Source organism: Microbacterium sp. NPDC055910, from assembly GCF_042271185.1.
GTDB lineage: Bacteria > Actinomycetota > Actinomycetes > Actinomycetales > Microbacteriaceae > Microbacterium.
Map to the genome: position 1 here is coordinate 53,812 of NZ_JBHJZS010000003.1, position 22,220 is coordinate 76,031.

General features: G+C 68.5%; 22 protein-coding genes. 13 read left to right on the forward strand and 9 right to left on the reverse strand.

The window, feature by feature from the left end:
* The first annotated feature begins 2 nt into the window (after positions 1–2).
* The 3 genes from ctaD to ACFC3F_RS02605 all read left to right on the forward strand — a co-directional run bounded on the left by ctaD (position 3) and on the right by ACFC3F_RS02605 (position 2,890).
* Positions 3–1,766, forward strand: a complete 1,764-nt coding sequence (gene ctaD, locus ACFC3F_RS02595; RefSeq protein ID WP_376126258.1) for a cytochrome c oxidase subunit I — start codon at positions 3–5, stop codon at positions 1,764–1,766.
* Positions 1,767–2,231 (forward strand): cytochrome c oxidase subunit 4, encoded by a 465-nt coding sequence (locus tag ACFC3F_RS02600; protein ID WP_376126260.1) that lies wholly within the window; start codon positions 1,767–1,769, stop codon positions 2,229–2,231.
* Positions 2,232–2,443: 212 nt separating this feature from the next.
* Positions 2,444–2,890, forward strand: coding sequence for a hypothetical protein (locus ACFC3F_RS02605; RefSeq protein WP_376126262.1), 447 nt, complete (start codon positions 2,444–2,446; stop codon positions 2,888–2,890).
* A 147-nt stretch (positions 2,891–3,037) separates the two neighbouring features.
* Here the strand turns inward: ACFC3F_RS02605 and ACFC3F_RS02610 are convergent, their stop codons facing one another.
* Genes ACFC3F_RS02610 through ACFC3F_RS02625 form a run of 4 tightly spaced genes read right to left on the reverse strand, consistent with a single transcriptional unit; the run spans position 3,038 to position 7,409 of the window.
* Positions 3,038–4,831, reverse strand: coding sequence for a cytochrome bc complex cytochrome b subunit (locus ACFC3F_RS02610; RefSeq protein WP_376126264.1), 1,794 nt, complete (start codon positions 4,829–4,831; stop codon positions 3,038–3,040).
* Positions 4,828–5,907, reverse strand: coding sequence for a Rieske 2Fe-2S domain-containing protein (locus ACFC3F_RS02615; protein WP_376126267.1), 1,080 nt, complete (start codon positions 5,905–5,907; stop codon positions 4,828–4,830). The genes ACFC3F_RS02610 and ACFC3F_RS02615 overlap by 4 nt, the downstream gene beginning before the upstream one ends.
* Positions 5,908–5,947: 40 nt before the next feature.
* On the reverse strand, positions 5,948–6,748 hold the full coding sequence (locus ACFC3F_RS02620; protein ID WP_376126270.1) for a c-type cytochrome: 801 nt from the start codon (positions 6,746–6,748) through the stop codon (positions 5,948–5,950).
* Positions 6,749–6,767: 19 nt separating this feature from the next.
* On the reverse strand, positions 6,768–7,409 hold the full coding sequence (locus ACFC3F_RS02625; protein WP_376126272.1) for a heme-copper oxidase subunit III: 642 nt from the start codon (positions 7,407–7,409) through the stop codon (positions 6,768–6,770).
* A gap of 166 nt (positions 7,410–7,575) precedes the next feature.
* On the opposite strand from ACFC3F_RS02625, the gene trpD reads away from it, so the two are divergent.
* Genes trpD through ACFC3F_RS02645 form a run of 4 tightly spaced genes read left to right on the forward strand, consistent with a single transcriptional unit; the run spans position 7,576 to position 11,514 of the window.
* Entirely contained in the window at positions 7,576–8,679 is a 1,104-nt protein-coding gene (trpD, locus tag ACFC3F_RS02630) for an anthranilate phosphoribosyltransferase (protein ID WP_376126274.1), read from the forward strand.
* A 31-nt stretch (positions 8,680–8,710) separates the two neighbouring features.
* Positions 8,711–9,196: an aromatic ring-opening dioxygenase LigA gene (locus ACFC3F_RS02635; RefSeq protein ID WP_376126277.1), complete on the forward strand. Its 486-nt coding sequence runs from the start codon at positions 8,711–8,713 to the stop codon at positions 9,194–9,196.
* 4 nt (positions 9,197–9,200) lie between these two features.
* Positions 9,201–10,196 carry a PHP domain-containing protein gene (locus ACFC3F_RS02640; RefSeq protein ID WP_376126279.1) on the forward strand — a complete coding sequence of 332 codons (996 nt, stop codon included), beginning with the start codon at positions 9,201–9,203 and terminating at the stop codon, positions 10,194–10,196.
* A gap of 19 nt (positions 10,197–10,215) precedes the next feature.
* Complete coding sequence (locus tag ACFC3F_RS02645) at positions 10,216–11,514, forward strand: CynX/NimT family MFS transporter (protein ID WP_376126282.1); 1,299 nt, start codon at positions 10,216–10,218, stop codon at positions 11,512–11,514.
* A 6-nt stretch (positions 11,515–11,520) separates the two neighbouring features.
* Here the strand turns inward: ACFC3F_RS02645 and ACFC3F_RS02650 are convergent, their stop codons facing one another.
* From ACFC3F_RS02650 to ACFC3F_RS02660, 3 genes are all read right to left on the reverse strand, one after another.
* Positions 11,521–12,444: a 5'-3' exonuclease H3TH domain-containing protein gene (locus ACFC3F_RS02650; RefSeq protein ID WP_376126285.1), complete on the reverse strand. Its 924-nt coding sequence runs from the start codon at positions 12,442–12,444 to the stop codon at positions 11,521–11,523.
* A gap of 35 nt (positions 12,445–12,479) precedes the next feature.
* Complete coding sequence (locus ACFC3F_RS02655) at positions 12,480–12,971, reverse strand: hypothetical protein (protein ID WP_376126288.1); 492 nt, start codon at positions 12,969–12,971, stop codon at positions 12,480–12,482.
* A 257-nt stretch (positions 12,972–13,228) separates the two neighbouring features.
* On the reverse strand, positions 13,229–13,759 hold the full coding sequence (locus tag ACFC3F_RS02660) for a hypothetical protein (RefSeq protein WP_376126290.1): 531 nt from the start codon (positions 13,757–13,759) through the stop codon (positions 13,229–13,231).
* 105 nt (positions 13,760–13,864) lie between these two features.
* Between ACFC3F_RS02660 and ACFC3F_RS02665 the strand changes: the two genes are divergently transcribed.
* Complete coding sequence (locus tag ACFC3F_RS02665) at positions 13,865–14,236, forward strand: hypothetical protein (protein ID WP_376126293.1); 372 nt, start codon at positions 13,865–13,867, stop codon at positions 14,234–14,236.
* On the opposite strand, the gene ACFC3F_RS02670 is transcribed toward ACFC3F_RS02665, so the two are convergent.
* Positions 14,226–15,263: an aromatic acid exporter family protein gene (locus ACFC3F_RS02670; protein ID WP_376126295.1), complete on the reverse strand. Its 1,038-nt coding sequence runs from the start codon at positions 15,261–15,263 to the stop codon at positions 14,226–14,228. The two genes, ACFC3F_RS02665 and ACFC3F_RS02670, sit on opposite strands and share 11 nt — an antisense overlap.
* 55 nt (positions 15,264–15,318) lie before the next feature.
* Between ACFC3F_RS02670 and ACFC3F_RS02675 the strand changes: the two genes are divergently transcribed.
* The 5 genes from ACFC3F_RS02675 to ACFC3F_RS02695 all read left to right on the forward strand — a co-directional run bounded on the left by ACFC3F_RS02675 (position 15,319) and on the right by ACFC3F_RS02695 (position 21,353).
* On the forward strand, positions 15,319–16,368 hold the full coding sequence (locus ACFC3F_RS02675; protein ID WP_376126297.1) for a zinc-dependent alcohol dehydrogenase family protein: 1,050 nt from the start codon (positions 15,319–15,321) through the stop codon (positions 16,366–16,368).
* Positions 16,365–16,727, forward strand: coding sequence for a TraR/DksA family transcriptional regulator (locus ACFC3F_RS02680; protein ID WP_376126300.1), 363 nt, complete (start codon positions 16,365–16,367; stop codon positions 16,725–16,727). The genes ACFC3F_RS02675 and ACFC3F_RS02680 overlap by 4 nt, the downstream gene beginning before the upstream one ends.
* 188 nt (positions 16,728–16,915) lie before the next feature.
* Positions 16,916–18,364 carry a 30S ribosomal protein S1 gene (gene rpsA, locus ACFC3F_RS02685; RefSeq protein ID WP_376126303.1) on the forward strand — a complete coding sequence of 483 codons (1,449 nt, stop codon included), beginning with the start codon at positions 16,916–16,918 and terminating at the stop codon, positions 18,362–18,364.
* Positions 18,365–18,522: 158 nt separating this feature from the next.
* A complete protein-coding gene (locus ACFC3F_RS02690; RefSeq protein WP_376126305.1) occupies positions 18,523–20,196 on the forward strand; it encodes a sensor histidine kinase in 1,674 nt (557 codons plus the stop codon).
* A complete protein-coding gene (locus ACFC3F_RS02695; RefSeq protein WP_376126307.1) occupies positions 20,193–21,353 on the forward strand; it encodes a hypothetical protein in 1,161 nt (386 codons plus the stop codon). Before ACFC3F_RS02690 ends, ACFC3F_RS02695 begins: the two co-directional genes overlap by 4 nt.
* On the opposite strand, the gene ACFC3F_RS02700 is transcribed toward ACFC3F_RS02695, so the two are convergent.
* On the reverse strand, positions 21,354–22,214 hold the full coding sequence (locus ACFC3F_RS02700; protein WP_376126310.1) for a response regulator transcription factor: 861 nt from the start codon (positions 22,212–22,214) through the stop codon (positions 21,354–21,356). It lies immediately after the preceding gene.
* Between the last annotated feature and the right edge of the window lie 6 nt (positions 22,215–22,220).

Sequence of the window (22,220 nt, forward strand, 5' to 3'; positions counted from 1 at the left end):
CCATGGCGACGACACTTCCCCTCAATGAACCCGCGCAGGGGCGTCCGACGACCCTGCCGCCTCGCCAGGCCGCTCTGCTCAGCGCATCTCGCGTCGAGCAGAAGGGCAACATCATCGTCAAGTGGATCACCTCCACCGACCACAAGACGATCGGCTACATGTACCTGATCGCCTCGGTGATCTTCTTCATGCTGGGCGGTGTGATGGCGCTGATCATCCGCGCCGAGCTCTTCGAACCGGGCATGCAGATCGTCCCGACGAAGGAGCAGTACAACCAGCTGTTCACGATGCACGGCACGATCATGCTGCTGATGTTCGCGACGCCGCTGTTCGCAGGCTTCGCGAACGCGATCCTGCCGCTGCAGCTCGGTGCCCCCGATGTCGCGTTCCCGCGACTCAACGCCTTCGCTCTCTGGCTGTTCACGTTCGGCTCGCTCATCGCGGTCGCCGGCTTCCTCACGCCCCAGGGTGCGGCATCCTTCGGCTGGTTCGCCTATCAGCCACTCGCGAGCACGACGTTCTCGCCAGGTGTCGGCGGAAACCTGTGGATGCTCGGACTCGGCATGAGCGGTTTCGGAACCATTCTCGGTGCCGTGAACTTCATCACGACGATCATCACGATGCGCGCACCGGGCATGACGATGTGGCGCATGCCGATCTTCTCGTGGAACACGCTCGTGACGAGCATCCTGATCCTGATGGCCTTCCCTGTCCTCGCCGCCGCGATCCTCGCCGCCGCGACCGACCGCGTGCTGGGCGCCCACATCTACGATCCGCAGAACGGTGGAGTGCTCCTCTGGCAGCACCTGTTCTGGTTCTTCGGACACCCCGAGGTGTACATCATCGCGCTGCCGTTCTTCGGCATCATCTCCGAGGTCCTGCCGGTCTTCAGCCGCAAGCCGATCTTCGGGTACAAGACCCTGGTCTACGCCACGATCGCGATCGCCGCGCTGTCGATCGCCGTGTGGGCCCACCACATGTACGTCACGGGCGCCGTCCTACTGCCGTTCTTCGCGCTGATGACGATGCTCATCGCGGTACCGACGGGCGTGAAGATCTTCAACTGGATCGGAACGATGTGGCGAGGATCGGTGACCTTCGAGACGCCCATGGTGTTCTCGCTGGGCTTCCTGGTCTCGTTCGTCTTCGGTGGCCTCACGGGCGTCATCCTCGCCTCGCCGCCGCTGGACTTCCACATCTCCGACTCGTACTTCGTCGTCGCCCACTTCCACTACGTCGTCTTCGGCACGGTCGTGTTCGCGATGTTCGCCGGGTTCTACTTCTGGTGGCCCAAGTGGACCGGTCGCATGCTCAACGAGCGGCTCGGCATGGTGCACTTCTGGATGCTGTTCATCGGCTTCCACATGACGTTCCTCATCCAGCACTGGCTGGGCGTCGACGGCATGGTGCGCCGCTACGCGGACTACTCGGCCGCTGACGGCTGGACGTGGCAGAACCAGGTCTCGACGGTCGGTGCGATGCTCCTCGGCGCATCCATGATCCCGTTCCTGTTCAACGTGTGGATCACGGCCCGCAAGGCGCCCAAGGTCACGGTCAACGACCCGTGGGGCTACGGCGCCTCGCTCGAGTGGGCGACGTCGTGCCCGCCGCCGCGTCACAACTTCACGTCCATCCCGCGCATCCGCAGCGAGCGTCCCGCATTCGACCTGAACCACCCCGAGGCGGGAATCCCCGTCGGCGTCGGTCCAGCGAAGGATGCACCCGAAGCCCCGGTCGTCGACGCGGCCGAAGGAGAGGTCAAGTAGATGCGTACCAACACCGCGCTCTGGTGGATCCTCACCGTCTTCTTCCTCGTCGTCTTCACGATGTACACGGTGTGGAACCTGATTGCCCACTGGGGGACGTATGCCGCTCCCGGGCTGTCCTGGTGGGACACCTTCACCCTCTCGATCGAGTGGGTCGGAAGCGTCGCACTGCTTTTCACGGCGTTCATGACGGGCCTCATCGCCTTCTACACGAGCCGTGTGCACAAGGCACAGGGCGGCGAGCTGCCCGAGGACATCCTGACGTCGGACATCGACGACGGCGACCCCGAGGTCGGCGAGTTCAGCCCGTGGTCGTGGTGGCCGATCGTCCTCGCGGGGGCGTCTGCCGTCGCGATCCTCGGCCTCGCTGTCGGCGTCTGGATGTTCCCCATCGGCATCGCACTGTTCGTCGTCGCGATCGTCGGCTGGGTCTACGAGTACTACCGCGGTCACTTCGCGCGCTGACCCGCTCGCGGCTCATAGCGGCCGGCATCCTGGATCTCGATCCGGATGCCGGCCGCTTCGCTGTGGTGGGACGCCCGGGCGGCGCTGCGTCCCTGTCGGCGCCGGATCCACGTCGTCGCTGCCCCACCGGTCGGCCTGCGGACGCACGCCGCTCCACGGCTCGGCGATAGTGCCGCAACCGTGGAAGAACGGGTCTTGCTACCCTGACGCCCATGGCGGTCAGCGACCGGGAGATCGAGTCGTTCCTCAACGACTACCAAGACGGACTCGGCACCTACGACGTGGCGCGGAGTGTGGCCCTGTGGGGCGTGCCGGGCACGATCCTGAGCGACCCGTTCGTGGGCACGGTCTCCTCGCGTGAGGAGATGGCGCAGGGCCTGGAGCAGTCCTATCCGCTGTATCGACAGCTCGGACTGAAGCGCGTGGAGCACACGCTGCTCGAACGCGTGGACCTGACCGCCGCGATCACCAGACTGAGGGTCCGGTGGCACTTCTACGGCGCCGGCGACGAGTTGCTCACCGATGGCGACTACGAGTATCTGCTGCGTCGTGACGAGGAGGGTCTGCGAATGTATGTCGCGGTCTCGATCGACGAGGCCGAGAAGATCGCCGAACTGGCTGCGCGCAAGGGGGTGGAGCTGCCCGACGCCGGGTCGTGACACGCCGGATGCCGCCCTGACGTGTGGCGGTGGACCGGGCCGCTCTTCGGACGGGCACACGACCTCGGATGCCGCATCCCGGCGCTCACGGAAGAGCAAGAGCCCCGGCTGCGTGATGCAACCGGGGCTCTTCGCGACTGGACCGCGCTACTTGTCGCGTCCCTCGTCCTCGGGGATGATGACGTTCGACGGGCGGTTGGCCGTCTCGGTGTTGTGACCGTCGTCGATCGGCACGTGCGGTGCATCCGGGACACCCGCGCGCTCATGCGCGCCCTGGATCTCGGCGTGCTCTTCGTCCGCGATGTGGTCGAGCTCGTGGTGCTGGTGAGCATCGGCCGCGTCGAGTTCGGTCTGCGTGAGGGGGGAGAGGCGGTCCTCGAAGAACCAGCGCGAGAAACCGGCACGCAGGTTCTCGTGCCACGGGATCCGTCCCTGTGCATTCGGACGCACGACGAGCGGCTCGTAGGTCTCGTAGTCGACGAGCTTGAAGCGGTCGTACTGATCGACGGGCTGGTGGACCTCGATGTACTCGCCACCGGGAAGACGCACGATGCGTCCGGACTCGTAGCCGTGCAGCACGATCTCGCGATCCTTGCGCTGCAGCGCGATGCAGATCCGCTTCGTGACGAAGTAGGCGATGATCGGACCCAGGATCAGCAGCGCCTGCAGAGCGTGGATCACGCCCTCCATCGTCAGCCAGAAGTGCGTCGCGATGATGTCCGACGAGGCAGCCGCCCACAGCACGGCGTAGAACGTGACGCCGGCCGCACCGATCGCGGTGCGCGTCGCGGCGTTGCGCGGGCGCTGGGCGATGTGGTGCTCGCGCTTGTCGCCCGTGATCCACGACTCGATGAACGGGTAGATCGCGACGATCAGGATGAAGACCACGAGCACGCCGAGCGGGATCAGGATGTTCCACGACCACGTGCGGTCGAGGAAGACGCTCTCGAGATGCGGCGGAACCAGGCGCAGCGCGCCGTCGGCGAAGCCGATGTACCAGTCGGGCTGCGTTCCCGCGGAGACGGGAGACGGATCATACGGTCCGTAGGCCCAGATCGCGTTGATCGAGAACAGCGAGGCGATCAGCACGATGAAGCCGAAGACGACGAAGAAGAATCCGCCCATCTTGGACATGTACACGGGCATCATCGGGTAGCCCACGACGTTGCTGTTCGTGCGGCCGGGGCCGGCGAACTGCGTGTGCTTGTTGATGATCATGAGCATGAGGTGCAACGCGAGGAGCGCGACCAGAATCGCCGGCAGCAGCAGGATGTGCAGCGCGTAGAGGCGTCCGACGATCTCGGTTCCGGGGAACTCGCCGCCGAACAGCAGGAACGACGTCCACGTGCCGATCAGCGGGATGCCCTTGATCATGCCGTCGATGATGCGCAGACCGTTGCCGGAGAGCACGTCGTCGGGGAGCGAGTAGCCCGTGAAGCCCTCACCCATTGCCAGGACGAACAGCACGAAGCCGATGACCCAGTTGAGCTCACGGGGCTTGCGGAACGCGCCCGTGAAGAAGACGCGCAGCATGTGCACGCCGATGCCGGCCACGAAGACCAGCGCCGCCCAGTGGTGCATCTGACGGACGAGCAGACCACCGCGGATGTCGAAGGAGATCTCGAGGGTCGAGGCCATCGCCGCCGACATCTCGAGGCCGCGCATCGGCAGATAGGCGCCGTGGTAGTGGACGGGAGCCATCGACGCATCGAAGAAGAACGTCAGGAAGGTGCCCGAGAGGAGCACGACGACGAAGCTCCACAGCGCGATCTCGCCGAGCATGAACGACCAGTGGTCGGGGAAGACCTTGCGGCCGAGTTCCTTGACGATGCCCGACAGGCTCGTGCGCTCGTCGAGATAGTTCGCCGTGGCGCCGACGAAGCGGCCCCCGAGCGGCTTATCGCGCTCTTGGGTCTTCTCGGTGACGGTTGCGGTGCTCAATGACGCTCCCAGAAGCTCGGGCCGACGGGTTCGGTGAAGTCGCTGCGTGCGACGAGGTAGCCCTCGTCGTCGACCGTGATCGGCAGCTGGGGCAGAGCACGCGCGGCGGGGCCGAAGATGACCTTGGCCTCATCCGTCACGTCGAACTGCGACTGGTGGCAGGGGCACAGCAGGTGGTGCGTCTGCTGCTCGTACAGGGCGACGGGGCAGCCGACGTGCGTGCAGACCTTGGAGTACGCGACGATGCCGTCGTACGACCAGTCCTTGCGCTCCTCGGACTCGATGAGCTGCTCGGGGAGCAGGCGCATGAGCAGCACGATGGCCTTCGCCTTCTCTTCGAGGTAGCCGTCGTGGTGGGAGAGCTCGGCGAGCGGCTCCGGGATGACATGCACGGCCGAGCCGAGCGTCAGGTCGGCGGCGCGGATCGGTTCGCCCGAGGGGTCGTGGGCGAGGCGCATGCCCTCGGCCCACATCGTGTGCTCGAGAAGGTGCACCGGGTCGCCCGCGAACGGGTTGTCGGGCGTGTTGTGCGGTGCCAGCCCGCGGAACAGCACGATGCCGGGAGCCACCGAGGCGACGAGCGCCGCGATGAGCGAGTTGCGGATCATCGTGCGGCGTCCGAAGCCGGACTCCTCGTTCGCGTCGGCGAAGGCCTGGATGGCCGCCTCGCGTGTCGTGTCGCGCCCGCGTGTCGCGTGCCGGGGCTCGATGAACTCCTTGTCCGACATGATCGCCTTCGACCAGTGGATCGCGGCGACGCCGATCGCCAGCAGCGCGAGCGCGATGCCGAGGCCGATGAAGAGGTTGTTGTGGCGGATGTCGATGAACCGGCCACTCTCGATCGGGAAGATCATGTACGCCGCGACTGCCCAGATGCTGGCGGCCACGGACACGTAGAAGAGGGTGTAGACGGTCCTTACCGCGCGCTTCATCGCGGCCGGGTCCTTGTCGGTCACCCGCTCGCGGTGCGGCGGGAGCTCCGGGTTGCGCACCGGATCGGGGACCGCGACAGCGAGCCCGGGGGAGGGCTTCCAAGAGCCCCTCTCCAGCTCGAGCGGATCGTCCTCGTGTGCCATGCTGCTCCTCGTTAGTGCCTGAATGTCGTCGTCTGGTCGATCAGTTGGACTTCGCCGTGATCCACACGGTGATGGCGATCAGACCGCCGATGCCGAAGATCCAGATGAAGAGTCCCTCTGAGACGGGACCGAGTGAACCGAGGGTGAAGCCGCCGACCGACTCGCTCTCCTGCAGATACAGCAGGTACGAGATGATGTCGCGCTTCTCTTCGGCCGTGAGCGTGAGGTCGTTGAAGACCGGCATCGCCTGAGGGCCCGTGACCATGGCCGCGTACATGTTGAGCGGCGAGGTCTCGTGCAGCGCGGGCGCGTACTTGCCCTCGGTGAGGGCGCCGCCGGCGCCGGCGACGTTGTGGCACATCGCGCAGTTGATGCGGAACAGGTCACCGCCCTGGGACAGGTTGCCGCCGCCATCGAGCACGTCGTCGCTGGGGAAGCTCGGCCCGGGCGCGATCGACTGGATGTACGCGCCGATCGCCTCGATCTGCGCGTCGGTGAACTGCACGGGCTTCTGCGGCGCCTGCGGCCCCTGCATCTGCAGCGGCATGCGGCCGGTGCTCATCTGGAAGTGCACGGCGAGCTCGCCGACTCCGTAGAGCGACGGACCTTCCGGCGTGCCCTGCACGTCGAGGCCGTGGCATGTCGCGCAGTTGGCGTCGAACAGCTTCTTGCCGTCGTCGACCGTGAGCACGGTCGTGGTCCGCGTGTCGTCGGTGGCGGCCATCGCAGCGGATGCGCCCGCATACAGGCCACCGGTCAGCAACAGTCCGATTCCGACGACGGCGGCCGCAGCGAAGGGACTGCGACGACCGTTCGAGCGGCGCGTCTTGTCTCGTGCCATGGGGAAATTCAGCTCCGCTCTATTTCAGGAAGTAGATGACGAGGAACAGGGCGATCCAGACGACGTCGACGAAGTGCCAGTAGTACGACACGACGATCGAGGTGGTCATCTCCTTGCGCCCGAAAGTCTTGACGGCGTATGCGCGTCCGATGACGAGGAGGAACGCGATGAGTCCGCCGGTCACGTGCAGGGCGTGGAAGCCCGTCGTGAGGTAGAACGCCGAGGCGTACGCGTCGGAGTAGATCGGCATGCCTTCGTACACGAGCTGCGCGTACTCCCACACCTGACCGGACACGAAGATCGCGCCGAGGATGAAGGTCAGCCAGAACCACTCCACCATGCCCCAGCCGAGCCAGCCGCGCTTCTTGGTGGAGTAGGGCTGGAAGCGCTCGGCCGCGAACACCCCCATCTGACACGTGACCGAAGAGAGCACGAGGATGATCGTGTTCACGGTCGCGTAGGGGATGTTCAGCAGATCGGAGCGTTCGGCCCACAATTCGGGCGAAGTGCTGCGAAGGGTGAAGTAGATCGCGAACAGACCCGCGAAGAACATCACCTCGCTGCCGAGCCACACGATGGTGCCGACGGCGACCGGATCGGGTCGCTTAACGGACCTCATCGCCTGAGAGTACGTAGCTGGGGTGGTCGTCACGCTCCCCATTATTGCCGAAACCGCGCGGAGATTTTCCCACCCGCGGGGTTCTCGTCACCCGAGTGTGAACTTAGGACTACCTAAGAGAACGCCGGGAACGGGCTGTCAAGTGCATGAGGATGCGCGCGGTTACCGCGCGGACATGCGGCTGGCGCGGTGGGTAGGCTGTTTTCCCATGGTGGATCTGTACACGTGGCCCGGCATCCTGACCTCGCTTCTCGAGCGACGTGATCTCAGCGTGTCGGAATCGACCTGGGCGATGCGGCGCATCATGAACGGCGAGGCGACGCCGTCGCAGATCGCCGGATTCCTGCTCGCGCTGCGTGCGAAGGGCGAGACCGTCGACGAGATCGTCGGGTTCCGCGACGCGATCCTCGAGGCGGCGCTGCCGCTTCCCGTCGACCCGGGCGTCCTCGACATCGTCGGCACCGGCGGGGATCGTTTCGGCACCGTGAACGTCTCGACGATGGCAGCCGTCGTCGCCGCGGCATCCGGAATTCCCGTCGTCAAGCACGGCAATCGCGCCGCGAGCTCCTCGTCGGGGTCATCGGATGTGCTGGGCGCGCTCGGGATCGAGCTGACCCTCAGCCCCGACGCCGTCGCGCAGACCCTCGAGCGCGCCGGCATCGCGTTCGTGTACGCCTCGGCGTTTCATCCCGGCTTCGCCCACGCGGGCGCGACGCGGGCCGAGCTCGGCGTGCCGACCGTGTTCAACTTCCTGGGGCCCCTGTGCAACCCCGCTCGCGCCGAGGCCAACGCGGTCGGCGTCGCGCAGCTCGACCGGGTGCCGCTCATCACGGGCGTCTTCCGCACGCGCGGCGCGACGGCGCTCGTCTTCCGCGGCGACGACGGGCTCGACGAACTCACGACGACCGGCCACAGCCGCCTGTGGGAGGTCAGCCGCGGTGACATCCACGAGCACGACGTCGATCCCCGTGACCTCGGCATCCCGCTCGCCGACATCGGCGACCTGCTCGGCGGCGACCCCGCGCACAACGCCGCGGTCGTGCGCCGCGTGATCGGGGGCGAGGCGGGTCCGGTCCGCGACATCGTCCTGCTCAATGCCGCGGCGGGAATCGTCTCGTACCGGCTCTTCCGCGATCCGACCCAGGTGCAGCGCTCGATGCTCGAGCGCCTCGCCGAGGCGCGGGAGGAGGCCGCCGCCGCGATCGACAGCGGCGCTGCGGCGTCGAAGCTCGACCAGTGGGTCGAGGCTACGCGCGCCCTCGTGGGAGGCGCGAGTCCTCTTCCCCCGATCGGCCGACCGACGCTAGCGTGAAGCGGAAGTCCCCGATCTGAGGAGAACGCACATGAGCGATTCGGCAGCAGCCGTCGAACCCCCCGCCCGCAGCCTCGGCGGTGTCAAGGCGGTGGGAGTGCTCGGCATCCTGGGCGGAATCCTCCTCATCGTCGTGGGCCTCGTCGTGTGGATCATGGTGTCCTCGCAGCTGCGCGCCGAGAACATCACGATCCCCGACGATGCGGCCGCCTTCCAGGGGCAGACGGTGCAGGGACCGCTGACGGCCTACGTGCAGGCCGACATCATCCAGCACCACGCCATGGAGGCATCGGGCGGCAAGACGTACGCCGAGCTGCCGCAGGACGACCCCGTGCGCGCCACGATGATGAACGCCTCGTTCCTGCGCGCCTCGCTGTTCACCTCGGTCGTCTCGTTCGGCGTCGCAGCGTTCGCGATGGGGATGGGCGTGCTGTCGATCCTGTTCGGCTGGGCGCTGCGTCGCGTGGCCTCCGCCCCCGTCGTCGTCAAGACCTCGAGGTTCGCCGCCGGAGCGTGAGCGCATGAGGCCGTACGACGCCCTTGCCGAGATCGCGACGCTCCTCGAGCGGGAGCGGTCGTCGCGCTACAAGTCCCGGGCGTTCCGTGCTGCGGCCGACACGATCGCGACGCTCACCGACGACGAGCTGCGGGATGCCGCATCCCTGCGGCGCCGCAAAGGCATCGGCGAATCCACGTTCGCGGTCATCCAGCAGGCCCTCGCCGGCGACGTGCCGGCGTACCTGGCCGAACTGCGGGAGCGTGCCGGCGTCGAGCGCGCGTCGACCCTGCGGCCGCTGCTGCGCGGCGACCTGCACGCGCACAGCGACTGGTCGGACGGACTCACCTCGATCGACCTCGTGGCCGATGCGGCACGGCGCCTCGGCCACGAGTACCTTGCGCTGACCGACCACTCGCCGCGGCTGCGCGTCGCGAACGGGCTGTCGCCCGAGCGCCTGCGTGCCCAGCTCGAGGTCGTGGCGGGACTGAGCGGGGGCGGGTTCACGCTGCTGTCCGGCATCGAGGTCGACATCCTCGACGACGGTGCGCTCGACCAGGAACCCGATCTGCTCGACGAACTCGACGTGGTCGTGGCATCCGTGCATTCGAAGCTGCGGATGGAGCGCGCGCCGATGACGCGGCGCATCGTCGCGGCCGTCTCGGACCCGCACGTCGACGTGCTCGGCCACGTCACGGGCCGGCTCGTCGAGGGGGCGCGCGGCACGCGGCCGCCGTCGGATCTCGACCCGCGTGCCGTCTTCGCCGCGTGCGCCGAGCACTGTGTCGCGGTCGAGATCAACTCGCGACCCGAACGGCAGGACCCACCCGACGACCTGCTCGCGATCGCGCTCGACGAGGGGTGCCTGTTCTCGATCGACTCGGATGCGCACGCGCCCGGCCAGCTCTCGCTGCTGGACCACGGCGCCGAACGGGCCGAGCGCGCCGGCGTCCCCGCCGACCGCATCGTGACGACCTGGCCGCTCGATCGGCTGCGCGAATGGACGCGGCGCCGACGGTGACCGGGGATAGGCTCGCCGGATGAGCTCGTTCCCCGCCGCAGGACGAGCGAGGCGCGGCATCCCCTGGCTGATCGTCGCCGGTGTGCTCGTGGCCGCGCTGAGTCTGCGCGGACCCATCGTCGCGCCGACGCCCGTGCTGCGCCAGATCGAGCACGACTACGGCATCGGATCCGCCGCGGCGGGGCTGCTCACGACGCTGCCCGTGCTCATGTTCGCCGTGCTCACCCCGGTCGCGGCGATCATCATCCGGCGCACGGGCGCCGAGATCGCCCTCTTCACGTCGCTCGCGGGTGTGCTCGTCGGCACATTCGTGCGCGCGATCCCCGGATTCGGGTGGATGCTCGCGGGCATGGTCGTCATCGGGGCATCCATCACGATCGGCAACATCGTGATCCCCGTCATCATCCGCCGCGATGTTCCGCCCGAGCGGGTCGCCACCGTCACGGCGGCCTACGCGGCGGCGACGAACGTCGGATCGCTCGTGACCGCGCTGTTCACCGCGCCGCTGGCCGACGTCGTCGGGTGGTCGTGGGCGCTGCTCATGTGGTCGGCCATCACGCTCGCCGGGTTGGCCCTGTGGACCGTACATGCCCGCCGGCAGCGGCTGACCGGGGGAGTGGACCGGCTCTCGGGCGAACCCGCCGCCCACCGCACACCGCCCCGCTCGGCCGAAGAGCAGCGCACCGCCGAACTGGCCGAGACCATCACGGGACCGCTGCCCGTCGTCGGCAGTCGCCGCGACGAACGCGGCATCCTGCGGCGACCCATCGCGTGGCTGCTCGTGGGCGCGTTCGGCACGCAGTGCCTCATCTACTACGGATTGACGACCTGGCTCCCCGCCCTCACGGCGGACGAGCTCGGCCTCGGTGCGTCAGCGGCGGGGGCGCTCGCGTCGCTGTATCAGGGCGCCGGGATCGCCGGTGCGTTCATCGTGCCGCTGCTGGCCCGCTACGCGCCGCGCTACGTTCCCGCCCTGACGATCTGCGCCTCGTGGCTCGTCCTCACGATCGGCCTCGTTTTCGCTCCCGAGATGCTGTGGCTGTGGCTCGTGATCGGCGCGGTGGGGCACGCGGGCGGCTTCGTCGTCGTCTTCACGGCGCTCATCGGCGTCTCGCGGTCCGATCGCGAGGCGGCCGGCATGTCCGCCCTCGTGCAGGGCGGCGGCTACGCGCTCGGCGCTGCCGGCGGTCCGTTCGTGGGGTGGATGCACGACGTGTCGGGCGGGTGGAACACGCCCCTCGTCGTCTGCATGGCGCTGTCTGTCGTCTACTGCGTGCTGCTCCTGGCGGCGACGGCGCGGTCGGCGCCGCTGCGCTGACGCGGTTCAGACGCCGTCGAGCGCCGTCACGAGGCGGTGCATCGACGTGCCGAGCCCGCGGCGTTCGGCCAGAGCCGCGGCATCCGTCTTCTGCTGCTCGCCGAGCGGACGCAGACGCGCGTCGACATCGGGGAGGGGCAGGTCGCGCACGACGCCGACGACAGCGGGAGCGACGGCGAGGTAGGGCAGGGCCGCCTCGAGCTTGCCGCGGAGACCGGCGGACATGCCCTCGCCCGCGTCGGCCGCGGCGATGACGCCGGCGATGTCGCCGTGGGCCTGCAGCAGCTTCGCGGCCGTCTTGTCGCCGACACCCGCGACACCCGGCAGGCCGTCGGAGGCATCGCCGCGCAGCGTCGCGAAATCGGCGTACTGGTCGGGGCGTACGCCGTACTTCGTCAGGACGACGTCGTCGGTGACGACGTCGAGATTGCTCATGCCGCGCGCCGTGTAGATGACCCGGACGCCGCGCGCATCGTCGACGAGCTGAAACAGATCGCGGTCGCCCGTGACGACGTCGACGGGCATCGCGGCACGCGTCGCGAGGGTGCCGATGACGTCGTCGGCCTCGTGCTCGGCGGCTCCGACGACGACGATGCCGACCGCCGCGAGCGCCTCGCGGATGACCGGCACCTGCGCTTCGAGCGGGTCGGGCACCACTTCGACGTCGGGTGCACCCGCGACCACCTCGGCGACACGGTGCGTCTTGTACGAGGGGATGAGATCGACCCGCCACTGCGGCCGCCAGTCGTCGTCCCAGCACGCGACGACGTGCGTCGGCTCGTATGCCGTCACGAGCTTCGTGATGATGTCCAGGAACCCGCGCACGGCGTTGACGGGCTGTCCGTCGGGCGCGCGGACGGTGTCGGGCACGCCGAAGAACGCACGGAAGTACAACGATGCGGAGTCGAGCAGCATGAGTCGGTCGGACATGCCGTCATCCTGCCACGCACCACCGACGCGGCCGGTCAGCAGCCGGGGCCGGCCGCGCCCTCACGGCACGTGCGGTCGACGAGGGCCGTCGTGGCCTCGACGACGCGCACGCCGTATCCCGCGCTCGTCGCGGTGACGTACCCGGGCACGGGACGCCACGAGCCCGTGCCGAAGTCGACGGATGCCGCATAGCGGACGGTCGCCGTCACGGTGTGGGCGCCGCGCTCGCGGTACACGTGGCTCGTCGCCGTCGGCGCGAACTGCGGTGCACCGTTCGCGGCCCACGCGACACCGCCGGTGGTGGACGTGCGCGATGAGCCGTCTCCGTGGTCGAACTCGAATCCGGCGGGCACGAAGCGCACCGTGACGTCCCAGCCGAGCAGCTCACCCGCGATGCGCTGCTCGGATGCCGCCGCCACGAGGTTCGCCGGCAGACCGACGACGGCGAACCCGAGCGGTTCACCCGTCAGCGAGGGCGGCGCGGGACGGAACGAGGCGAGGTCGTCGATCGTGACGTCGGGGATCATGACGACGGAGTAGTTCGGGCGGCAGCCGAGGGGACCGCAGGTTTCGGGGGCCGAAGGCCTCGTGGGTTCGGGCGCGGGCTGGCTGCCGCCGGGTGTCGAGGGTCCGGGGGAGCTACCCGGCCGAGTGGTGGATGCACCGATCTCGACGGACGTGCCGGAGTTCGAGGCGGAGCAAGAGCCCCAAGCCGACGCCATGCCACAGCCGTCGGGGATGGCGGCGGTGAGGAGTGTGCTTAGGACGGAGATTGTGACGAGGGCTATCCGCATGACGCGTCCTCCTTTGCGACGCTTGAGGAGATCCACAGTCCCGTCGCTGTGGCGTCACTCTGATGAAACGTAACGACGGCAGGCTGAAGGTCTGGGCGAGACCCCGGCACCACCGAGGTCTGCGACTGGTCCAGAAGATCGACGTCCGAAACATCCATGCAGAGCTCTACGATCACGACGCCTTCAGAGGCTGCGAACGAGACCGGATTGAACGCGTCATAGCGACTGATTCCGGAAACAGTCAGGCCGGCAGCGTGCATTTCAGAAAATGATCTGCGTTCGTTCGCATTCGCTTCCCCCGTCGTCCACGCGTACACCGCCTCGAAGGTCGCGGGGTCGCTCAGGTCCACCTGGTTCAACGCGTCGACGTATGCGCGGTAGGTCTCTTCGGCGGCGGCGAACGCTTCGGCTTCGCTCGAGAAGGCGGGCGGAGGTTCTGCGGGATGGGGAGACGTGGCGCAGCCGCCGAGAGCGAGCGCGAGGGCGCACACAGCGATGACGGGGCGAAGGCGGGTGAACACGCGACCACCGTAATTCGCACCGGCAGTGCCCGGGGGTACTTATCCACAGGGGTGATTCATGAGTTCACCCTGGCGCCGAGGTATCCGCACTGCCAGGCTGACGGCATGAGAATCACTCGCATCGCCGCCGCCTGCGTGATCGCCGTCTCGGCTCTCGCATTCACCGCGTGTTCGGGCTCGATCGGAGGAGACGTCATCGCACCCGTCACGAAGGGTGCGGGCGAGCTCGAGGGTACGACCGTCGACCTCGTCGTCGGGCAGGTGCTCAACATCGACACGGGCGATCTCGCCGTCGACAGCTACACCGCGACGATCGGCGACCCCGCCGTCGCCGAGTTCGTCGAAGGGCACGAAGATGCCACGGCGACGTTCAATCCGGGGATCACGGCGCTCGCCGAGGGCGAGACCGAGGTCACGCTGTCGAACTCCGACGGCGGCATCCAGGACGTCATCTTCACGGTGCACGTCACGCAGTAGGTTCAGCGGGCTCACTCAGCGTCTCGTGGATGCGCCGAAGATCCTCCAGCAGTGAGCCGATCAGCATCCAATGGGTGGAGCTCGGCATCCGCACGGTGAGCGGTGCCGTGAGCGCCGGTTCACGGTCGTCGGCGGGCAGGTGCGCCGGGTCTCCCGAGATGAGCTGCACGTCATGGGCGGCGCGCCGCAGCTGCTGCGCGATGTCGTGCACGACGGGTTCCTCGTGCACGGATGCGTCGTGGTGATCGGCGAAGGCGCGCGTCATGCCGATCGTCTGCGTCACGATCGGCGAGAAGCGGTCCAGTTGCCCCTGTGCGTCGGCGAGCTCGTCGCGGTGCCGCGTGCGGCGCGGATTGAGCGTGAGCGATTCGGAGGCGTCGGCGAGCGCGGCGGCCGCCTTGTCGCGCATGGGGCGCAGGAGGCGGGCGGTCAGGAGCACCTCTTCGACCTGCTCCGGCGACTGCGGCTGCTCGAGAGCCGTCGCGAGGCGATCGAGCGATGCGGCGAGCTCGCCGGCGAGCGATTCGACGGCGTCGCGGGCGGGCGTGACGGCGAGCGGAGGCACGAGCGCGAGGTTCACGACGATCCCGATGACCGCTCCGAGCAGTGTCTCGATGATCCGCTCGACGGCATACCCCGGACTTGTCCCACCGAGTGCCAGCACGAGCAGTGCGCTGATCGCCACCTGGTTGGCCGTGCCCGCCGTCATCCGCAGTCCCCACGCCAGAAGCAGCGCGACGACGGTCGCCAGGAGGATCACCCACGTCGAGCCGCCGAGCAGGATTCCCAGAGCCGACGCGACCGTGACGCCCGCGATCACGCCGATCGAGCGCTCCAGCGCCTTGGTGAGCGATTGGTTGACGCTCGGCTGCACGACGAGCAGCGCCGCGATCGCGGCGAAAACGGGCGGCGGGCCATCGACGAGCCAGCCCGCGACGAGCCACGCGGCGATCGTCGCGAGAGCGGACTTGGCCACCTGCAGGGCAGGCGCGCGTCGCGGGGCACGGAACGCTGCGGTCATACGCATGGCCCGAGCGTAGGCCGCGGCACCTCGGCGCGGAACCGGGCGTAGCATCGAGCCCATGCGCGCCACTGTCATCCACGCGGCCCGAGACGTCCGCGTCGAGGAGGTACCCGACCCCGAGCTCTCGACCGGACGCGACGCGATCGTGCGGGTCGTCGCCTCATGCGTGTGCGGCTCGGACCTGTGGCCCTATCGCGGCGTCACGGCGGTCGATGCGCCGCGGCGGATCGGTCACGAATTCGTCGGAGTGGTCGAGGCGGTCGGCGCCGAGGTCGAGCTCGTGCGTCCCGGAGACTTCGTCATCGCGCCCTTCTACGTGTGCGACGGCACGTGCCTCAACTGCCGCAACGGCGTGAGCACGTCGTGCCTGGAGGGTGACTGGTGGGGGCGCGACGACCGCTTCGGCGGGTTCGCCGACGGAGGCCAGGGGGAGCGCGTGCGCGTTCCGCTCGCCGACGGCACGCTCGCCGTCGTGCCCGGCCCCGTCTCGGACGACGAGATCCCGGGCCTCCTCGCCCTCAGCGACGTCATGGGAACGGGCCACCACGCCGCGGTCTCGGCGGGCGTCGCACCCGGCGACACGGTCGCCGTCGTGGGCGACGGCGCCGTGGGCCTGTGCGCCGTCATCGCGGCCAAGCGGCTCGGCGCCACGACGATCATCGCGATGTCGCGGCACCCGCGCCGGCAGGAGCTCGCCCGCGAGTTCGGCGCGACGCACATCGTCGAGGAGCGCGGCGACGAGGGCGTCTCGGCCGTGCGTGCGCTCACCGAGGGCATCGGTGCCGATCGCGTCCTCGAGTGCGTCGGCACGAAGGAGTCGATGGACCAGGCGCTGCGCGCCACGCGGCCCGGCGGCATGGTCGGGTTCGTGGGCGTGCCCAACGGCGGTCCCGAGCTGCCGATCACGCACCTGTTCAGCCGCAACGTCGGCGTCAACGGGGGAGTCGCACCGGTACGCGGGTACATCGAGGAGCTGCTGCCCGACGTGCGCTCGGGCCGCATCCAGCCGGGGCGCGTCTTCGACCTCGTGCTGCCGCTCGCCGATGCTGCCGAGGCCTACGCGGCGATGGACGAACGCCGCGCCGTCAAGGTGCTGCTTCAGCCGTGACGACGGATGCCGCGGGGCAGGTGCAGCAGGCGCTCGAGACGCTGCGCGCCGAGCTCGACGACCGCATCCGCCGTTTCGACGACACGCTCGTCGAGCTGCGCGCCGACCGCGGTGCCGAGACCGCCGACGACGAGCACGATCCCGAGGGTGCGACCCTCTCGGCGGAGTGGTCGCGGCTCGCGGGGCTGCGCGCGGATGCGGCGCGGGAACGGGACGAGGTCGATGCCGCGCTCGCGCGGACCGGAACGGAAGGCTTCGGGATCTGCGCGGACTGCGGCGCCCCGATCCCGCTCGCCCGTCTCGTCGCCCGGCCGACGGCGACGCGCTGCGTGCCGTGCGCGACGCGTGCCGGAGCCTGACCTCGCGGGCGTCGGCGGCATTCTGATACCCTGGAATGTCACTTCTGTGGTTCTACAGCCACGTCCCGGTACGGGGCTGGTGACATCGCACGACAACAATCCGCTTCGCTTCGGCTGCTGTTTCGTTCGCGTCCGCGCGTTCGAGGTGCCGAGCCCGAGACCCCAAACCCACAAGGACAACCCACTACATGACTAGCGCAACGACCGCCCCGGCCACCAAGCAGGTCGCAATCAACGACATCGGCTCTGCTGAGGACTTCCTGGCCGCGGTCGAACTGACCATCAAGTCCTTCAACGACGGCGACCTCATCGAAGGCACCGTCGTGAAGGTCGACCGCGACGAGGTCCTCCTCGACGTCGGCTTCAAGACCGAGGGTGTCATCCCCTCGCGCGAGCTCTCGATCAAGCACGACGTCGACCCCAACGAGGTCGTCAAGGTCGGCGACGAGGTCGAGGCCCTCGTTCTCCAGAAGGAGGACAAGGAAGGCCGCCTCATCCTGTCGAAGAAGCGCGCGCAGTACGAGCGCGCGTGGGGCGACGTCGAGAAGATCAAGGAAGACGACGGCGTGGTCACCGGCTCCGTCATCGAGGTCGTCAAGGGCGGCCTCATCGTCGACATCGGTCTGCGCGGGTTCCTCCCCGCTTCGCTCATCGAGCTGCGCCGCGTCCGCGACCTCACGCCGTACCTCGGTCAGGAGATCGAGGCGAAGATCCTCGAGCTCGACAAGAACCGCAACAACGTCGTGCTCTCGCGCCGCGCTCTGCTCGAGCAGACGCAGTCCGAGTCGCGCTCGAACTTCCTCAACAACCTCCACAAGGGTCAGGTCCGCAAGGGCACGGTCTCGTCGATCGTCAACTTCGGTGCGTTCGTCGACCTCGGTGGCGTCGACGGTCTCGTCCACGTCTCGGAGCTGTCGTGGAAGCACATCGAGCACGCGTCCGAGGTCGTCGAGGTCGGCCAGGAGGTCACCGTCGAGATCCTCGAGGTCGACCTGGACCGCGAGCGCGTGTCGCTCTCGCTCAAGGCGACGCAGGAAGACCCGTGGCAGGTCTTCGCCCGCACGCACGCGATCGGTCAGGTCGCTCCGGGCAAGGTCACCAAGCTCGTTCCGTTCGGTGCGTTCGTCCGCGTCGCCGACGGCATCGAGGGCCTCGTGCACATCTCGGAGCTCTCCGGCAAGCACGTCGAACTCGCCGAGCAGGTCGTGTCGGTCGGCGAAGAGGTCTTCGTCAAGATCATCGACATCGACCTCGAGCGTCGTCGCATCTCGCTCTCGCTCAAGCAGGCGAACGAGTCGGTCGACCCCTTCGGCACCGAGTTCGACCCGGCCCTCTACGGCATGGTCACCGAGTACGACGAGAACGGGGAGTACAAGTACCCCGAGGGCTTCGACTCCGAGACCAACCAGTGGAAGGAAGGCTTCGACGAGCAGCGCGAGAAGTGGGAGCAGGAGTACGCCGCTGCCCACGCCCGCTGGGAGGCGCACAAGGCCGCCGTCACGAAGGCAGCCGAGGCCGAGGCCAACGCCCCCGCCGACACGGGTTCGTCGTCGAGCTTCACCTCCGAGGCCGGCGGCGGAACGCTCGCCGACGACGAGGCGCTCGCCGCTCTCCGCGAGAAGCTCTCGGGTCGCTGATCCGACACAGCTGATCGGGGAGTATCCTCCTCGACACCGCCAAGAGGCCAGGACCTTCGGGTCCTGGCCTCTTCGGCGTTTCACGAGACGGATGCCGCACCCGCGGCATCCGGAGCGGCGAGCAGCGCCGAGCGCACCCCGCGCGGTAGCGTCGCACCATGTCCTGGCCGCCCGCACTCCGCCGCCGCGTCGGTCGTGCGCAGTTCGAGGACCGGACGCGGGCCCGAACGACGGTGCTCAACCAGCTCCTGCTGGGCGCCGTCGTGCTCATCGTCACGCTGATCGCCGTCATCGGCGACTTTCCCGGTGACACGCCGATCTTCTTCGCCGCGGTCCTCGTCGTGTTCGTCGGAGGCGGTGTGGCGATCGCGGTGCCGTGGAACAGCCTCCCGCAGTGGGTGAGTATCGTGCTGCCGCTCGCGGACGTCGCGGCCATCGCGTTCATGCGCGAATCCAGCCCGACGGCGGGGTTCGGGCTGCTGTGGATCTTTCCCGCGATGTGGCTCGCATCGGGGTTCGGCCTCGTGGGTCTGTTCGTGTCGATCCTCAGCATCTGCACCATCTACGGATTCCAGACGTTCTTGCCCGATCGGCCACTGACGTTCTCGGCGCTGCTGCTGCCAATGGCTGTCATCGCCCTGTCGACGACGAGCTACCTCACGGCGCGGCGCTCGCGCGTGCAGCGGATTCTCCTCGACAGCCAGACGCGCATCCTCGGCAAGGCTCTCGAGAACGCCCGTCAGCAGGAGCAGACCGTGACGAGCGTGCTGGATGCCGTCGACTTCGGCATCATCCGGGTGGGCGAAGACGGCCGCATCGCGGTGCGCAACGACGCGCACGGACGCCTGCAGCGCGTCAAGGACACCCGAGCCGAACAGGAGGCGACGACCCTCGTGCCCGCCTATTCGCGCGACGGGATCACGCTCCTGCCCGCCGACGAGCAGCCCCTCGCCCGGGCGATGCGCGGTGAGACGTTCGACGACGAGGTCGTCTGGTTCGGCGAGCCGGGTGAGCAGCGCCGTGCGCTCACCGTGACGGCGCGGCACCTCAGCGACGACGACGGGCAGGTGACGGGAACCGTCATCGTCTCGCGCGACATCACGACCGAGCTCATCGCCGTGCGTGCCCGTGAGGACCTCGTGGCGTCGGTGTCGCACGAACTGCGTACGCCCCTCACCGCGATCGTCGGCTACCTCGACCTCGTGCTCGACGAAGATCTGTCGCCGTCCGCGCGCCGCGGGCTCGAAGTCGCCGAGCGCAACGCGCACCGGCTGCTTTCGATCGTGTCCGACATCCTCGCGGCATCCAGCTCTGATCGCACGACGGTCGAACTCAGCATCCGCCCGCAGCAGACCGACATCGCCGCGATCGCGATCGCCGCGATCGAGCTGCAGGATCCGCGCGCCGCGGAGCGCGGCATCCGGATCGATTCCTCCGGGGTCGAGAGCGCCGTCGCCTTCGTCGACGCATCGCGGATCCGTCAAGTGCTCGACAACCTGCTCTCCAATGCCGTCAAGTACAACAAGGACGGCGGATCGATCGAGGTCGGCACCACGACCGATGACGTACACGCGTGGATCGTCGTGCGGGATTCGGGCCGGGGGATCTCGGATGCCGAGATGCCGCGGCTGTTCCATCGGTTCTTCCGCTCCGACGCCGTGCGCATGACGTCGACGCACGGCAGCGGGCTGGGATTGGCGATCAGCCGGGACATCGTCCGCTCCCACGGCGGCGAGATCACGGTGCGAAGCGAACTGGGGTCGGGAACGACGTTCGTGGTGCGACTGCCCTTGGGGGCGCATCGCCTGGAAGCACCGGAAGGAACCGTATGACCCTCGACCTCTTCTCCGTCTCGGTGATGACGACCGTCGTCGTCGTCGCGAGCAGCGTCGTGTTCATCCTGGGATCGATCCTGCGGCGCGACGATGGTGCGGGTCGCATGTGGGGTCTGGCGTTCCTCGCCGCCGTGCTGACATCGGTCAGCTATCTCGTCTGGTCGGCGGCGCCGGAGGCCTGGTGGGCGATCGCGATCGGAAACGGGGCCTTCGTGGCGATCCCGGGCTGCATCTGGCTCGGATGCCGCGCCTACAACACACGACGCATGCTCGTGGCGGGCCTCGTCGTGGCGGCCACCGCGGTTGTGGCCATCGGCGCAGTCGTCGTCGCGGGACCCGAGGGCGGAGGGTGGGCGGGGGCGCCGGTCATGTTCGTCGGCATCCTCATCTTCGCCGCCCTGGGCGCCGTCGAGAGTCTGCGTGGCGACATGGGTCGCAACCGCAACGCGTGGAGTCTCGTCGCGGTGCTCGGATTCCAGTCCGTGTTCTACCTCGTGCGCACGGTCGTGTTCCTCGTCGCCGGCCCGGAGAGCGACGTTTTCCGCACGTGGCTGGACACGATCCCCACGAGCTTCATCACCACCCTGACGACGATCGTCGCGGTCGTCGTGACCTCGGTGCTGCTGTCGGACCGCGCCGGATCGGTGGGTGTCGTCGCGTCGCGCGACCTCGCCCTCACCGACGACGACGTGCTGCCCGAGTTGTCCTTCGCGTACGTGCTGCTGGGGATGAGCGGTCGCGCGCGACGCCGCGGCGAACTCGTCGGCGTCATCTCGGTGCGCATCGACGATCTGCCGGCGATCTCGACGGCCTTCGGGACGGAGGCGGCCGCGAGCGTCGCCGACGCGTTCCGCACGGTCGTGCGGCGCTTCGCACCGACGAGCGCGTTCGTCGGCCAGGACGGACCGACGGGCCTCTTCGTGGGCATCCAGCCGGGGTCGCCCGCCGAAGCGCGCCGCACGGCGGAACGCATCCGCCGGGGGCTCTTCGACGAGCTGTCGGGAGTCGTGGGGGCGGTGATCCCGGTCGTGGGCGTGGGCGTGACCCTCAGCGACACGACGGGCTACGAGCCCGCAGCGCTCATGCGCGGAGCGCGGCGGGCGGCGACGGACGCCGCGCACGCCGCCGAGGCGGCCGTCGTCGTGACGTCGTGATCACCGCGTGAGCCGGTAGCCCACACCGCGCACGGTCTCGATCCAGCGCGGCCGTGTCGGCGTCTCGCCGAGCTTGCGGCGCACATTCGCCATGTGCACCTCGATCGCGCGCGCATCGGCGTCGCTGACGAAGCCGTTCGTGCTGTAGTGGTCACCACGCAGCATGAGGGCGAGGTCGGTCTTGCTGACGACACGGCCGCGCGCGGTGAGGAGGTCGACGACGATGTCGAACTCGCTGCGCGTCAGATCGAGGTTCTGCCCGTCGCGCGTCGCGAGGCGCATGTCCGGGTGCACGCGCAGTCCGCGGTGCTCGAGCCAGCCGTCATCCGGATCCCGGACCGTCGTCGACGACGATTGCGGGGGATCGGCAGGCGCGTCGCCCGCGGCGGTGTGCACGCGGGGGCGACGCAGCATCGCATCGATGCGCGCGCGCAGCTCACGGGGCCGGAAGGGCTTCGTGACGTAATCGTCGGCACCGGATTCGAGCCCCTGCAGCGCATCGATCTCTTCGCTGCGCGCCGTGAGCATCACGATGTATGTGCTGCTGATGGCGCGGATCCGCTTGGCCGTCTCGAACCCGTCGATGCCCGGCATGCTGACATCCAGCGTCGTCACGACGGGTTGCTTCGTCCGGACGAGCTCGATGCCATCGAGTCCGGATCCGGCCGCATGCACCGTGAAGCCCGCGGCTTCGAGGACATCGCTCAGGAGCTGCCGGATGTCGGCTTCGTCTTCGATCACGACGGCGACGCGGCTGTCCTGCACGTGCACACCCCCGGCATCCGACTCATCGAACTCGGTCGCCGAGTCGACAACCGTGATGATATCCCAGAAGAGGCGACGGAACGCTCTGCCGGGCACGTCTGG

Excerpts from the sequence above, each read along its gene's own strand:
- ACFC3F_RS02670 (WP_376126295.1), bottom strand. The coding sequence starts at position 15,263 with ATGCGTATGACCGCAGCGTTCCGTGCCCCGCGACGCGCGCCTGCCCTG.
- ACFC3F_RS02665 (WP_376126293.1), top strand. The coding sequence starts at position 13,865 with ATGAGAATCACTCGCATCGCCGCCGCCTGCGTGATCGCCGTCTCGGCT.
- ACFC3F_RS02675 (WP_376126297.1), top strand. The coding sequence starts at position 15,319 with ATGCGCGCCACTGTCATCCACGCGGCCCGAGACGTCCGCGTCGAGGAG.
- ACFC3F_RS02620 (WP_376126270.1), bottom strand. The coding sequence starts at position 6,748 with ATGGCACGAGACAAGACGCGCCGCTCGAACGGTCGTCGCAGTCCCTTC.
- ACFC3F_RS02650 (WP_376126285.1), bottom strand. The coding sequence starts at position 12,444 with ATGTCCGACCGACTCATGCTGCTCGACTCCGCATCGTTGTACTTCCGT.
- ACFC3F_RS02615 (WP_376126267.1), bottom strand. The coding sequence starts at position 5,907 with ATGGCACACGAGGACGATCCGCTCGAGCTGGAGAGGGGCTCTTGGAAG.
- rpsA (WP_376126303.1), top strand. The coding sequence starts at position 16,916 with ATGACTAGCGCAACGACCGCCCCGGCCACCAAGCAGGTCGCAATCAAC.
- ACFC3F_RS02605 (WP_376126262.1), top strand. The coding sequence starts at position 2,444 with ATGGCGGTCAGCGACCGGGAGATCGAGTCGTTCCTCAACGACTACCAA.
- ACFC3F_RS02635 (WP_376126277.1), top strand. The coding sequence starts at position 8,711 with ATGAGCGATTCGGCAGCAGCCGTCGAACCCCCCGCCCGCAGCCTCGGC.
- ACFC3F_RS02625 (WP_376126272.1), bottom strand. The coding sequence starts at position 7,409 with ATGGGGAGCGTGACGACCACCCCAGCTACGTACTCTCAGGCGATGAGG.
- trpD (WP_376126274.1), top strand. The coding sequence starts at position 7,576 with ATGGTGGATCTGTACACGTGGCCCGGCATCCTGACCTCGCTTCTCGAG.
- ACFC3F_RS02655 (WP_376126288.1), bottom strand. The coding sequence starts at position 12,971 with ATGATCCCCGACGTCACGATCGACGACCTCGCCTCGTTCCGTCCCGCG.
- ctaD (WP_376126258.1), top strand. The coding sequence starts at position 3 with ATGGCGACGACACTTCCCCTCAATGAACCCGCGCAGGGGCGTCCGACG.
- ACFC3F_RS02640 (WP_376126279.1), top strand. The coding sequence starts at position 9,201 with ATGAGGCCGTACGACGCCCTTGCCGAGATCGCGACGCTCCTCGAGCGG.
- ACFC3F_RS02695 (WP_376126307.1), top strand. The coding sequence starts at position 20,193 with ATGACCCTCGACCTCTTCTCCGTCTCGGTGATGACGACCGTCGTCGTC.
- ACFC3F_RS02690 (WP_376126305.1), top strand. The coding sequence starts at position 18,523 with ATGTCCTGGCCGCCCGCACTCCGCCGCCGCGTCGGTCGTGCGCAGTTC.
- ACFC3F_RS02645 (WP_376126282.1), top strand. The coding sequence starts at position 10,216 with ATGAGCTCGTTCCCCGCCGCAGGACGAGCGAGGCGCGGCATCCCCTGG.
- ACFC3F_RS02600 (WP_376126260.1), top strand. The coding sequence starts at position 1,767 with ATGCGTACCAACACCGCGCTCTGGTGGATCCTCACCGTCTTCTTCCTC.